At 39.9% G+C, this 13596-nt stretch carries 9 protein-coding genes; all 9 read left to right on the top strand.

The features are described 5' to 3' along the window. Positions 1–643 precede the first annotated feature (643 nt). Positions 644–2662, top strand: coding sequence for an SUMF1/EgtB/PvdO family nonheme iron enzyme (locus CWB66_RS03400; RefSeq protein ID WP_138584339.1), 2019 nt, complete (start codon positions 644–646; stop codon positions 2660–2662). A 94-nt stretch (positions 2663–2756) separates the two neighbouring features. Then, entirely contained in the window at positions 2757–3800 is a 1044-nt protein-coding gene (locus CWB66_RS03395) for a rod shape-determining protein (protein WP_002958401.1), read from the top strand. Continuing rightward, complete coding sequence (gene mreC, locus CWB66_RS03390) at positions 3800–4642, top strand: rod shape-determining protein MreC (protein ID WP_171037454.1); 843 nt, start codon at positions 3800–3802, stop codon at positions 4640–4642. The genes CWB66_RS03395 and mreC overlap by 1 nt, the downstream gene beginning before the upstream one ends. Continuing rightward, complete coding sequence (gene mreD, locus CWB66_RS03385; protein WP_077536168.1) at positions 4635–5114, top strand: rod shape-determining protein MreD; 480 nt, start codon at positions 4635–4637, stop codon at positions 5112–5114. The genes mreC and mreD overlap by 8 nt, the downstream gene beginning before the upstream one ends. Next, complete coding sequence (locus CWB66_RS03380; RefSeq protein WP_138584338.1) at positions 5115–5684, top strand: Maf family protein; 570 nt, start codon at positions 5115–5117, stop codon at positions 5682–5684. A gap of 1 nt (position 5685) precedes the next feature. Further along, a complete protein-coding gene (gene rng / locus CWB66_RS03375; RefSeq protein WP_077536165.1) occupies positions 5686–7158 on the top strand; it encodes a ribonuclease G in 1473 nt (490 codons plus the stop codon). Beyond that, positions 7158–11018 carry a YhdP family protein gene (locus tag CWB66_RS03370; RefSeq protein ID WP_138584337.1) on the top strand — a complete coding sequence of 1287 codons (3861 nt, stop codon included), beginning with the start codon at positions 7158–7160 and terminating at the stop codon, positions 11016–11018. Before rng ends, CWB66_RS03370 begins: the two co-directional genes overlap by 1 nt. Next, on the top strand, positions 11011–11850 hold the full coding sequence (locus CWB66_RS03365; RefSeq protein ID WP_138584336.1) for a carbon-nitrogen hydrolase family protein: 840 nt from the start codon (positions 11011–11013) through the stop codon (positions 11848–11850). Before CWB66_RS03370 ends, CWB66_RS03365 begins: the two co-directional genes overlap by 8 nt. Beyond that, positions 11847–13286: a metalloprotease TldD gene (tldD, locus tag CWB66_RS03360; RefSeq protein WP_138584335.1), complete on the top strand. Its 1440-nt coding sequence runs from the start codon at positions 11847–11849 to the stop codon at positions 13284–13286. The genes CWB66_RS03365 and tldD overlap by 4 nt, the downstream gene beginning before the upstream one ends. Positions 13287–13596: the final 310 nt, after the last annotated feature.

The raw sequence follows: 13596 nt of genomic DNA, 5'->3' as shown, positions 1-13596 counted from the left end.
GAACAAAGAGTTAATTGCCCCTAGGTAGAACCCTTCGGGCAGCGCATGTTTGGCATTTATACTGCGTTATCGCCTATTTATGGGGAATAACCACACTACATAGGCGCTGCCTTGCCTAAATGCCAAACACACTGCTGCAAAATTAATCACGAAAGGTCAACGCGCCCTAGCATATTGAACCATAATGATATTTAAATTTATTTTCTCTAGTCAGAGATTTTCAACGCAGTTTGCGCTGAAAATAACAGTTTGAGATAGGTTTAATATCCAGAGTTCAGATTAAGTATACAGTTGCTATCGCTACTTGCACAAATGAAGCTTTTGTCATGCCTATTCAATCAAGTGCAAAATTGTAAAGAATAAACATTACTAAAGATTCTTTGTAAAGATAATTACCCCTTGTTACACAATTTTACTTGGGTTAATAAGTTACAAACTCGAACTCGATCCCAGCACTATTTTACGATTTGTCCGCTTTAGGAGAAATGATCGGGTTATTTACTGGCGTGGAGCACGGGAATAGTTGTAAACTAAGATAATAATTGAACAAAGCTTGTGTTTTGCGCCGCAAGTACATAGCATAAGACTTTAATTATAAAAAAAATAACGACCAAATAATTGCCGCTTTTTGGGACTAGAATATATGCGAATTGCTTCTTTATCTCTGCTAATTTCAGCTAGCTTATTAGCTAGTAGTGCATTTGCACAAGATACAGCCACTGTGACTGGAATTGAGTCTGAGATTAGTATTAAACAAACTGAATACGATAGCTCGACAAGAATACTTGATAAACACTTAAAAGAAGAAAATCAGTTACAAAGTCAACTTGAATTACTTCGTTCACGCTCTACAGAGTTAGATAAAGAAAAAAACCAAGCTCTTGATGCGATGAATGAAATGTATCGCCGATTAATCGACGACCCGACACTTGATATTAGTGTGGCTCAATCGCGCTATCAAAAAGCGGTGGTCGATCATAAGCAAAATAAGAACGATATTTCTATGCAGTTGGCGGCAATTGCATCCCACCGTAAAGATATTGAACAAATTCGTGTTGCCAAGCATACACTTTTGAACACATTAGAGAGTTTAAAAGAGCAATTAACCACTGCGCGTGTTGAACGATTACGTAATGAGTTTACGCGTGAGGGTACATTAGAAGTAGATCACACTATAAATTGTAAGCGTACAGAAACGCTTGCAGCGTGTGAGCAGCGTGGCCAGCAAATGGGATTACAAAAAGCAACTAAGCGGTTTGTCGATCAAATATTTGTTAATTTAACCGAAGAGCGTTTAGTTGAGCCAAAGCGAAATATGGCGGGCGCTCAGGTACAAATTTTAAGTAGCCATGTAGTAAGCAGTGCTTTTAGTGGACAAGGCAATTATAACGTTAATTTAAGTGTCACGATGCGCGGCGAAGTTAACAGCAGCCGTTTATGTAATTTACTAAGTATAGATAATCGCTATTGTTCTGAATACGGTACTCCGATGGCGACAACATATCAGCCAAGCTACCGCAGCAATACTTATTCAGATAGTCAGTTAACATTCAGTAATGACGCTGATAATAGTGCAGCCTCATCATCTGATTACGCGATGAAGTCGCCAACAACAAATAACAATATTAGTGCAGGGCAAGATGAAAACCAGTCAATTGAATTAACACTGCGTTCAAACGTATACGATGATGAAGTGTTTATTGATGGCGTTAGCTTTGGATCAACGCGCTTAGTGACTCGTTTACCAAGCGGTATTCACAATGTAGAAGTGCGTAAACTAGGTTATAAACCTTACCAAGTTAGAATCGACTTGAATAAAGCGCAAACTATTCATGCTAATTTAGTAAAAAAGTCTAAGTCGATTGCTGCACCGACATATACTCGTGAGCAACCAGAAGTCATTACTAGTCAAGTAAATGAAAATGTAAAAATATTAAATACAATCGTTGATGAGCCTGTTGTCATTATTCCTGCGGGAAAGTTTAAAATGGGCGATATTAACGGCAGTGGCTTAGCAAACGAACGCCCTGTTGTTGAAAAAACGATTGCAAACTCTTTTGCAATGCAAAGTAAAGAAGTAACCGTTGGCGCTTACGAGAAGTTTGTTTTAAACAGCGGCTATAAAACGCAAGCAGAGCAGGGCAAGGGGTGTGCGTACTATTTAAATGGTGAGCCGGTATGGGAAACTAATTTAAATTGGCGTAACCCAGGTTTTGATCAAGGTAATGATTTTCCAGTTGTATGTTTAACATATAACGATGCAAAAGCCTACGCAGAATGGCTGTCGGGTCAAACAGGGCAACAATTTCGCTTACCGAATGAGGTTGAGTGGGAATATGCCGCACGATCAGGTACTGACACTGAGTACCCTTGGGGTAACGACATAGATAAAAACTTAGCTAACTGTGGTTGGTGTGGTAGTGAATGGTCGAATAAGCGTGCAGCACCTGTGGGCTCTTTTTCTCCCAATGCGTTTGGTTTATACGATACAGTTGGTAATGTGTGGGAATGGACTGACAAAGAGTCAGGAGAATCTGATGTTGCAGTTAGAGGTGGGGCGTGGAATTTTGCTCCAAGTCTTGCTCGAGCGTCAACGCGCTTAATTTTGACCCCTGATTTTAGAGCAAATTACATTGGTTTTCGCTTAATGCGAGAACGATAATTTATAAAAGGAAGCCTCTATTTTTAGTTTGAATTTTAAAATCTAAAAATTAGAGTGCCGTTAATACAAAATATTTCAAAGGTCATCCAGCCTCATGTTTAAAAAACTCCGTGGTATTTTTTCTAACGATCTATCGATCGACTTGGGTACAGCCAATACCCTGATTTACGTTAAAGAAGAAGGTATTGTACTAAATGAACCTTCAGTAGTTGCGATTCGCCAAGAGCGTGCTGGTGGGCCTAAAAGTGTTGCATCTGTAGGCACAGAAGCAAAGCAAATGTTAGGCCGAACACCTGGTAATATTAAAGCCATTCGCCCGATGAAAGACGGTGTTATTGCTGACTTTTATGTAACAGAAAAGATGTTACAACACTTCATTAAGCAAGTGCATAATAATAACTTTATGCGACCTAGCCCACGTGTATTAATTTGTGTACCGTGTGGGGCTACTCAAGTTGAAAAACGCGCAATACGTGAATCTGCAATGGGCGCGGGTGCACGCGAAGTTTACTTAATTGAAGAGCCAATGGCAGCAGCTATTGGCGCAGGCCTACCAGTATCAGAAGCAACCGGTTCTATGGTTGTTGATATTGGCGGTGGTACAACTGAAGTGGCTATTATTTCACTCAATGGTGTTGTTTACTCATCATCTGTTCGTATTGGTGGAGACAAATTTGATGAAGCAATTATTAATTATGTGCGCCGTAACTTTGGCAGCTTAATTGGTGAAGCGACAGCAGAAAATATTAAACACCAAATCGGTTCTGCGTTTAAAACAGATGAGCCAATTGAAATTGAAGTACGCGGTCGTAACCTTGCTGAAGGTGTGCCGCGTTCATTTACACTTAACTCACACGAAATATTAGAAGCATTACAAGAGCCATTAATGGGTATTGTAAGTGCTGTTATGGTAGCTCTTGAGCAATCTCCGCCAGAGCTCGCATCAGATATTTCTGCACACGGCATGGTTTTAACTGGCGGTGGTGCATTACTAAAAGATTTAGACCGTTTATTAATGGAAGAAACAGGTATTCCGGTTGTTGTTGCTGATGATCCTCTAACGTGTGTAGCACGTGGTGGTGGTAAAGCACTTGAAATGATTGATGTTCATGGTGGTGACGTTTTTAGTTACGATTAATGAAATCAATGTTTGAAAGAACCGCGTCTTTACAACTGCGACTTTTTGTCGCAGTGTTTTTGAGTATCGTACTCATAGCAGGTGATAGGTATACACAAGGCAGTACGATTATTCGTACCAGCCTAAATACGCTTGTAAGCCCATTAATCTATGTTGCTAACTTACCTTATGAATTATTTAGTCTAAGCGCTAAAAGTTTACATACGCGCGATCAACTGCTTACTGAAAATGAAGCACTGAAGAAAAAGCAAATGTTACAAAGTGAGCAGCTTCAGCAGTATCAGTACCTAGCCAGAGAAAATCAAAAATTACGTGCATTATTAGGCTCATCAGCAAAGCAATCTAACCGAAAAATAATTGCCCAAGTACTTTCTGTCCATTCAAACCCATATAGTCATCAAGTCGTTATAAATCGAGGCACAACCGATGGACTCAGTGAAGGTCAAGCTGTCATTGATGAAATGGGCGTTGTAGGTCAGCTAACAAAAGTGGGCTCAACCACATCACGTGTATTGTTAATGACTGATACGACTCATGCTACACCAGTGCGTATTTTGCGTAATGACGTGCGTACCGTGGTCGAAGGGATCGGAAAAATTAACGTGGTTAAGCTGTCGCATGTACCACATAGTTTAGACGTACGTATTGGCGATATATTAGTAACTTCAGGCCTAGGTGCAACGTTTCCCGAAGGTTATCCTGTCGCAGTAATCACCGAAATTAATCGTGATGAAGGGCGTCCGTTTGCACAAGTTTATGCCGAGCCAATTGCACAATTAGATCGTGTCCGTTTATTAGTTATTTTGTGGCGAAACGAACAGGAGCGCTTAAATAATGATTAGCCGTTATTCATTATTAATTGCACTAAGCATATTTTTTGCTTTGATAATGGCGCTCATGCCGTTGCCATTTTCGTTCGAACCATTTCGCCCTGATTGGGTATTACTGGTATTAATGTACTGGTCTCTTGCAGCGCCACATCGTTTAAATATTGGTACGGCATGGGTGGTTGGTCTATTAATTGACTTAGCATCTGGCTCGCCGCTTGGCGTTAACTCGTTAACCTATTCAATCTGTATTTTTGTAACGGCTAGTAATTTTCAAAAAATCCGCAATTTTTCTTTGTGGCAACAAAGCTTATTAATTGGTTTATTTTTAACGCTTTATCATCTAATGCAGTTTTGGTTAAATCACTTTTTACTGGGTGTTTACTTTAATCCACAATATTTATGGCCAGTTTTAACCGGCATGTTAAGTTGGTTTTGGGTCTTTTTATTACTTCGTAAATATCGCAGACATTTTAGGATTAGGTAAATGACTACCGCAGTATATTTGGCATCAGCCTCTCCCCGTCGTAAAGAATTACTAGCTCAGCTAGGTATTGAGTTTTCGCAGTTTAGTGTTGACGCAGACGAAAGCCAGTTGCCTAATGAGCAACCACAAAAGTATGTAGAGCGCTTAGCGCGTTTAAAAGCAAAAACAGGTGTTGAGCTTGGCTATATTGACCGTCCAGTGCTAGGCAGTGATACGGTTGTTGTGATTGATAACGAGTCTTTATGTAAGCCTTTGGACGAAGCTGACTTTACACAAACGTTAAAGCGCTTGTCGGGTAAAACACATCAAGTGTTAACGGCAGTTGCTTTTGCTACACAAGAAAAAATATTGAGTTGTGTTGTAACAACAGATGTTACTTTTAAAGACCTCACCGATGAAGAAATAAAAGCTTATTGGCTAAGTGGCGAGCCACAAGACAAAGCCGGTGGTTATGGTATACAGGGTTTAGGCGGTCGCTTTGTTACCCATATTTCGGGTAGCTATTTTTGTGTAGTAGGCTTACCTTTATATGAGACCGAACAATTATTACAAGCATTCTTAAGAAGGTAACATGAGTACAGAATTACTGATCAATGTCACGCCAAGCGAAAGCCGTGTTGCCCTAATAGAAAACGGCGTATTACAAGAAATTCAATTAGAACGAATAGGTAACCTAGGTATTGTAGGTAACATTTATTTAGGAAAAATCAGCCGTGTTTTGCCTGGTATGCAAGCGGCCTTTGTTGATATCGGTCTTGAAAAAGCGGCATTTTTACATGCATCAGATATTGTCAACAGTGCATCTATTGTTGAAGGGGTCGACGACGTACCAATAAAAAAAGTACAAGATATTAGAGAGTTAGTTCGCCAAGGCCAATTCATAATGGTGCAGGTGGTAAAAGATCCTCTGGGTACTAAAGGTGCTAGGCTTACTACTGATATAACGATACCTTCTCGATACTTAGTTTTTATGCCTGATGCGACTCATGTTGGTGTTAGTCAGCGCATAGAAACCGAAGAAGAGCGTTCGCGCCTTAAAAAAATTGTTGCTGAATATGGTGACGAAAATGGCAGTTTTATTGTTCGCACTGCTGCAGAAGGTGCTAGTGAAGCTGAATTACGGCACGATGCCGGCTTTTTAAGAAAGCTCTGGGAGAGAATAACATCCCGTCGTAAAAAAACGAGCAAAGCCAGTATATTACATGAAGATCTGACGCTTACTTTTAGAACGCTACGAGATTATGTCGGTGAAGACATGGAGCGTATTCGTGTTGATTCAAAACTCACTTACCAAGAATTAAAACTATTTACCGAAGAATTTGTACCACAATTGTCGCAAGTCTTGGAGTATTACCCAGGTGAACGGCCAATTTTTGATTTATTTGATGTTGAAAATGAAATCCAAAAAGCGCTACATCGCAAAGTTACGTTAAAGTCGGGTGGTTATATCATTATTGATCAAACCGAAGCGATGACTACGGTTGATGTAAATACTGGCGCGTTTGTGGGTCATAGAAATTTAGAAGAAACCATTTTTAATACCAATGTTGAGGCTACTTCAGCCATAGCTCGTCAACTTAGGTTACGTAATTTAGGCGGTATTATTATTATCGACTTTATTGACATGGTAAGCGAGGATCACAAACGTCGAGTGCTTCATTCACTTGAAGCTGCTTTATCACAAGATCGAACCAAAACAAACATTAACGGACTCTCAGCACTTGGCTTGGTAGAGATGACTCGTAAGCGTACCCGTGAAAGTTTAGAGCATATTTTATGTGATGTATGCCCTGCCTGCTCAGGTCGCGGTTCGCAAAAAACGGTTGAAACAGTTTGCTACGAAATATTACGCGAAATAGTCCGCGTTAACCGTGCTTATGCGGCAGATAAATTTATGGTTTATGCCGCACCTGCTGTAAGCGAAGCTTTACTCAATGATGAATATCATAATCTTGCGGAACTTGAACTGTTTATAGGTAAGCAAGTACATATTCAAACCGAAAGTTTGTACAGCCAAGAACAGTTTGATGTGGTGATGATGTAATGAAGGTAAAAGCGGCCTGTTTTTTTTGTTTTAGAAAGTTATGGCAAACTTGTGCCATCACTTTAGTGTTACTGGCCGTTATTGTCTCTATTTTAAAATATACACTTCCCTATGCAAACGATTACAAAAGCAATATTGAAACCTACCTATATGATAAGTTTGCAATAAGCCTGTCAATTGGCGCAATTTCGGCGAGCTGGCAGGGCAGTGGGCCTGCTCTAGTACTTGAAAACTTATCGTTTAAAGATAACGAAACTGCGCCTATATCACTCACCATAGCCAAAACAAGCTTAGAGCTTAACTTGTGGGAAAGCTTAAAAACGCTGCAATTTAAATCTAACTATTTTGTTATTAATGGTTTTCATACCAGCGTCAATATGGCTAATTTATTTAATAGTAACGAGACTGAAGAGGTTTCGTTTGAACAAAAAGAATTAATAGAAGAGCTTTTTTTAGGTGAAACAGGCCATTTTGCAGTAGAAAACTCGAGCATTAACTTTGTGCTAGAAGATGGCACAGAGCGGAAATTGTTGCTCAAAAATATCACTTGGCAAAACGAAGAAAACCAGCATTTAGGCAGTGGCACCTTAGCTTTACCCGGGATTTCAGTGGGTAATTTTGATGCACGCATTGCACTTACTGGTGAAACAATTGAGCAAGTGGCGGGTGATATATATGTGCAAGCAAATAAAGTTGATGTGTCTAATTTGTTATCGCAATACATTAACACTGAAAAGCAGCAATTAAGTAGCGATATAAATTTACAGGCGTGGCTTAAGCTTGAAAAAGGGCTTGTAAGTGATATAAAAATGCAATGGTTACCTAGCTTTGTTCGATGGAAAAGTGCAGAGCAAAATCAGCAAGTAAGTTTGAGTGAAGGCGGCTTTCATTTATATCCAGAGCAAAACAGCTGGCACTTAAAAAGCACTGGTTTAACATTTAATAGTAATAAAACAACGTGGCCAAGTTTAAAATTTGAAGCGCAACTAGGTACTCAAAAGCAACTATGGTTAGAGCAAGTTGATTTGGGGTTACTTGCTAATTTAGCGGAACTTACACGTTTTGATACACTTAAACCATTTTTAAATCGACAACCTAGCGGTCAAATAAAACAAGCTTATGTAAGTTTTAATAATGCACAGCAATGGCAGTTATGGTTCGAGGCGAACGAGATTGGCTGGCAAGAATTGGATTCAATACCAGCAGTGCAAGGGTTGCGTGTAAACGGTTTAGTTAACCAAAGCCGCGGTCGTATTTCATTGTTTGGCGAAAACGGTACATTGGTTACAGGGGACAGCTTTAGTAATGATATAGCTTACAACCAGCTTAATATTGTGCTTGATTTAGCTAAGCAAAATGACAGCTGGCATATCAGCAGTGATAATATTTGGTTTGATAACAACGAAGTGACATTAGTTGCCGAGATGGCACTGAGCTTAGGTAAAACCCCCCGCTTAGATTTATATGCAGAAGCGTTCGCACCAGATGCGAGCATTGCAGGTAATTATTTTCCGCTTAAAGCGATGAGTTCAGAACTTGTTAGCTATCTAAATGGTGCAATTAAAGGTGGCGAAATAGCCAAAGCGCAGATTTTATTTGCCGGACCGGTATCGGGATTTCCATTTGCTGATGGTTCAGGTCAGTTTAATGTATTGGCACAAATAGATAATGCAACCTATGAATTTGATCCTGATTGGCCAACTGTTACTGATGCAAATGTTGCTCTGCATTTTGCTAATGAACGTATGGATATATATAGTCAGCAGGGCAAACTAGTAAATTTAGACATAGGCAGCAGCGTAAAAGTAAGCATTGCCGATTTGATGAATGCTGACGAAGTTATTGTACAAATAGATAAAAAAGCACCAATGGAAAAGTTGCATGATTTTTTTGCAGCCACTCCTATTGCCAATCCTCTTGCTGAGATTTTTACTGTTGTGCAAGGCAAAGGAGAGGCACAAGCCAGTATTGAGTTATTAATTGGCTCTAAGTTTGAAGATGGTGCAAGTGTGAGTGGCAAAGTTGATTTAAGTAATCTGCCAGTATTCATTGCGACTCCAGGTATTGATCTTAAAAACCTAAGTGGTGAACTTAGTTTTAAAAACGACAATATCACACTTCAAAATGCTACAGCTACGTGGCTTGGTATGCCATTAAATATTAACTACAGTAGTAAAAGTGATGCTAAAAATTACCAAGTAAATATAGATATTAATGCGCAACTTGACGCCAATACCTTAATAGCACGCGGACAAGGTATTTTAAAAGATTACCTTAAGGGTCAAAGTGATATTGATATTGGTTTAGTCCTTAACTTTACCGAGCAAGGTTTTAATTATCGTGCACAAGTAACTTCAGAACTACTTGGTTTAACGAGCAACTTACCAGCACCTTATAATAAAACGAGTGAACAAATATGGGCACTTGATGCTGTTGTGCAAGGCGATGAAATTTCAAATCTTATTACAGCAAATGCAAATCAGCAATTTTACTTTAATGCTATTTTAGAAAATAATAAGTCGCAATTTAGCAATGCTCATTTTGTACTGGGTAAACAAGATTTAGGGCTTAGCCCAAAAGATTTAAGCGTTAATATTAATCTCGAGCAAACAGAGTTAGTCCCGTGGATTGATCTTATTGATCAAATAATTGATGCAGCAAAAGGCGATCCAGATAGCCAATCATCAGGCATTATGCCGCCGTTAAATAAGGTTGTTGCAAATATAGGTACTTTTAATGCAAGTAGTATTGTATTTAATGACTTTGAAATGCAGTTGGCACCTATGCAAAGTGATTTGTCTCTAAAATTAAACGCAAAAGAGTTACGTGCTGGTGTATTTATTCCTACCTCTCAGCCGAGTCAGCCAATACGTATTAATGCTGATTATTTAAGACTTAACTTTGCACAGAGAATCCAACAAGAGCTAGATACCAAGGATGCAGAACTCGACGAAGATTTAAGTTGGTTAACTAAAGTGCCGGCAATAGAGTTTGAATGTAGTGACTGTAAAATATCTCATTATCAATTAGATAAAGTAAGTGCCTCGCTATTAGGTGATGGCAAGCGACTTGTTATTTCTGAACTCGTTGTTGATAAAGGCGACCATATACTGCGAACCAAAGGACAATGGGAAAATGGTTTAACTAATCTTAATGGCGAGCTTAAAAGTGATGATGTAGGTGCCTTGTTTGATGAGTTTGATATAACTACAGCGATTAAAGATTCTAAAACAAACATTAATTATAATTTAGGGTGGCAAGGCGCTCCTTATGACTTTGATGTTGCAAGTTTAAGTGGTGAAATACAGTGGGATTTAGGAGAAGGGCATTTAACTGAAGTTAGTGATGGCGGTGCTCGGGTATTTTCATTATTGAGCCTAGATTCGTTGGTACGTAAGCTAAAGCTGGATTTTAGAGATGTTTTTTCAAAAGGTTTTTTTTATAACAGCATGCAAGGCTCTATGCAGCTAGAAAATGGCATCGCATATACTAAAGATACTAAAATGGATGGTGTACCTGCTGATCTAACCATTAAGGGCTACGCAAACTTAAACACCCTTGATATAAATTACGACCTTGCTGTCGCACCACAAGTAACGTCGAGTATTCCGGTTATTGTTGCTTGGATGGTGAATCCAGTAACAGGGCTTGCGGCGCTAGCACTTGATAAAGTTATTCATTCAGCGAATGTTATTTCAGAAATTAATTTTAAAGTAACAGGGAAAATGAACGATCCTGTTGTGCAGGAGCTTGACAGAAAAAGCCGTGAAGTTACGTTACCACAAGCAGCGCAAAATCAGCCCCAAACATCAACAGAGTTAACGCTTAAAAATACTGATGTAAAAACAGCCAATGAATAATACCGAGAGCCTTAAAACACCTACAATAGTTGCTGTGCAAATGTGCTCAACGCTAAATGCTGATGAAAACATGGCAAGCTTAAAGTGCGTGTTGAAAACATTACCAGCAACCAGGCCATTGCTTGTTTGTTTACCTGAGGCTTTTTTAGTCTTTAGCAAAAGTGGCCACGATACGCTCGTTGTTGCTAAGAAAGTTGAACAATACAAACTGCAACTTAGTAAATTGTGTAAACTTCATAATATTTGGTTAAATGCAGGCACAATGCCAGAGCCGTTTAATGAAAATAAATATTATGCAGCGTCGCACTTATTCAATAACCAAGGCGAGCTAGTTGCAACGTATAACAAAATACATTTGTTTGATGTAAACATTGATGACAAAACAGGAAACTACCGAGAGTCAGATTTTACTCAAGCAGGTAGCGATGTGGTGGTGGTTGAGTCTCCCTTTGGCCAAATAGGTTTAACAGTATGTTATGATCTGCGCTTTAGTGGCTTATTCAACGAACTAGTACGCCAAGGCGCGGATATTATTTTAGTACCGAGTGCTTTTACTGTACCAACAGGGCAAGCACACTGGCAACCGCTATTAGCAGCTCGCGCAATAGAAACACAATGTTATGTAGTTGCAGCAGCTCAGTACGGTATACATGAAAATGGCCGACAAACATATGGTCACAGTATTATTGTTTCACCTTGGGGAAACATCCTAAGTGAATTGCCAACAGGCACCGGTTTTATAAGCTGCAACGCAGATTTAGACCAGTTACAAAAAATTAGACGAGATATGCCAGTGCAATCTCATCAACGATTTAGAGAGCATTTATTATGAATTCGGTTGAACAGCATTTACTACACGACAGCCAGCTAAATAGAGAAGAGCTCGAAAAAACGCTCGCTTACATACATCAGCATAAAGTGGATTACGCTGACTTATATTTTCAATCAAGCCACCACGAATCGTGGGTGCTTGAAGACGGGCTTGTAAAAGAAGGTTCTTACAATGTTGAGCGTGGTGTTGGTGTGCGTGCTGTAAGCGGCGAAAAAACAGGTTTTTCTTACTCTGATGCAATAAATCTTGAAGCACTAAATAAAGCTGCAACAGCAGCGCGTAGCATTGCAGATGCAGGTGAAGATAGAGCGATTAAAGTATTTAGCGATGTTAAAGCCAAAGAGCAGTTTGCACCACATCAGCCAATTTCTAGTATGAGCGATACCGACAAGGTCAACTTATTACGCGAACTTGAAAACTATATTCGTGAACTAGCACCCGATGCAGAGCAAGTAATTAGTTCAATGTCTGCGGTATACGAAGAAGTATTAATCGCGGCAAGTGATGGCACGTTTGCCACCGATATTCGCCCGCTTATTCGTTTAAACTGCTCGGTACTGCTTGAAAAAGAGGGTCGCCGTGAGCGCGGTGGCGCAGGCGGTGGTGCACGTTTAGACTATGGTTATTTTAAAGAACTTGTTGATGGTAAACCACGGTGGATGGAATTTGCCGAAGAAGCAGTGCGCCAAGCAAAAGTAAACCTTGAAGCAATTGATGCCCCTGCTGGTACTATGGAAGTTGTACTTGGTAATGGTTGGCCTGGCGTGCTTTTACACGAAGCTGTAGGGCATGGACTTGAAGGTGACTTTAACCGCAAAGGTGCATCTGCATTTAGCGGTAAAGTTGGCCAAAAAGTAGCGTCTGAACTATGTACAGTGGTTGATGATGGTACAATGGCTGATCGCCGAGGGTCGCTTAACGTAGATGACGAAGGCACACCTGCAGCTTACAATGTACTGATCGAAAAAGGTATTTTAAAAGGCTATATGCAAGATAAGCTAAACGCGCGTTTAATGGGTGTAAATCCTACAGGTAACGCACGTCGCGAGTCTTACGCGCATTTACCTATGCCTCGCATGACCAATACTTACATGTTAGGTGGAGAGCACAGCCAGGCCGATATTATCAGCAGCGTTAAAAAAGGGGTATTCGCGCCTAACTTTGGCGGCGGGCAAGTAGATATAACCTCAGGTAAGTTTGTATTTAGCGCATCAGAAGCGTATTTAATCGAAAATGGTAAAATTACTCAGCCGATTAAAGGCGCAACACTTATTGGTAATGGCCCAGAAGTAATGCAGCAAATATCGATGGTTGGTAACGACTTAGCACTTGATAAAGGTGTTGGTGTTTGTGGTAAAGATGGTCAAAGCGTACCGGTAGGCGTTGGTCAGCCAAGTCTTAAAATTGATAATCTAACCGTTGGTGGTACAGCTTAACTTTTGTAAGTATCATATAGCCTCAAAATTACAACCTTGAAAGCGCAAGCTCTCAAGGTTTTTTTTATATTAATTGTTGCTGTAAGACTTGGACGTGTTGAGCTTTGGTGGTCGAGTTTTAATCAGTGTGTTTGGTGTTTGAGCAAGGCAGAACCTATGATGTGTGGTTGCTCCCCATAAATAGGCGATAACGCAGTATAAATGCCAAACATGCGCTGCCCTTTGAGCTCGATCTAGGGACGATTAACTCTTTGTTGCTCGGTTTTTACTTAGTTCACTCGATTACAAACCTCACGCCGCGATTAAATCG

The organism is Pseudoalteromonas sp. S558, from assembly GCF_005886635.1.
Taxonomy (GTDB): domain Bacteria; phylum Pseudomonadota; class Gammaproteobacteria; order Enterobacterales; family Alteromonadaceae; genus Pseudoalteromonas; species Pseudoalteromonas aliena.
Note: the sequence above shows the minus strand (reverse complement) of the source record. Positions and strands in the feature narration are given on the sequence as shown.

Excerpts from the sequence above, each read along its gene's own strand:
- mreD (WP_077536168.1), top strand. The coding sequence starts at position 4,635 with ATGATTAGCCGTTATTCATTATTAATTGCACTAAGCATATTTTTTGCT.
- CWB66_RS03365 (WP_138584336.1), top strand. The coding sequence starts at position 11,011 with ATGAATAATACCGAGAGCCTTAAAACACCTACAATAGTTGCTGTGCAA.
- CWB66_RS03400 (WP_138584339.1), top strand. The coding sequence starts at position 644 with ATGCGAATTGCTTCTTTATCTCTGCTAATTTCAGCTAGCTTATTAGCT.
- CWB66_RS03395 (WP_002958401.1), top strand. The coding sequence starts at position 2,757 with ATGTTTAAAAAACTCCGTGGTATTTTTTCTAACGATCTATCGATCGAC.
- rng (WP_077536165.1), top strand. The coding sequence starts at position 5,686 with ATGAGTACAGAATTACTGATCAATGTCACGCCAAGCGAAAGCCGTGTT.
- CWB66_RS03380 (WP_138584338.1), top strand. The coding sequence starts at position 5,115 with ATGACTACCGCAGTATATTTGGCATCAGCCTCTCCCCGTCGTAAAGAA.
- CWB66_RS03370 (WP_138584337.1), top strand. The coding sequence starts at position 7,158 with ATGAAGGTAAAAGCGGCCTGTTTTTTTTGTTTTAGAAAGTTATGGCAA.
- tldD (WP_138584335.1), top strand. The coding sequence starts at position 11,847 with ATGAATTCGGTTGAACAGCATTTACTACACGACAGCCAGCTAAATAGA.
- mreC (WP_171037454.1), top strand. The coding sequence starts at position 3,800 with ATGAAATCAATGTTTGAAAGAACCGCGTCTTTACAACTGCGACTTTTT.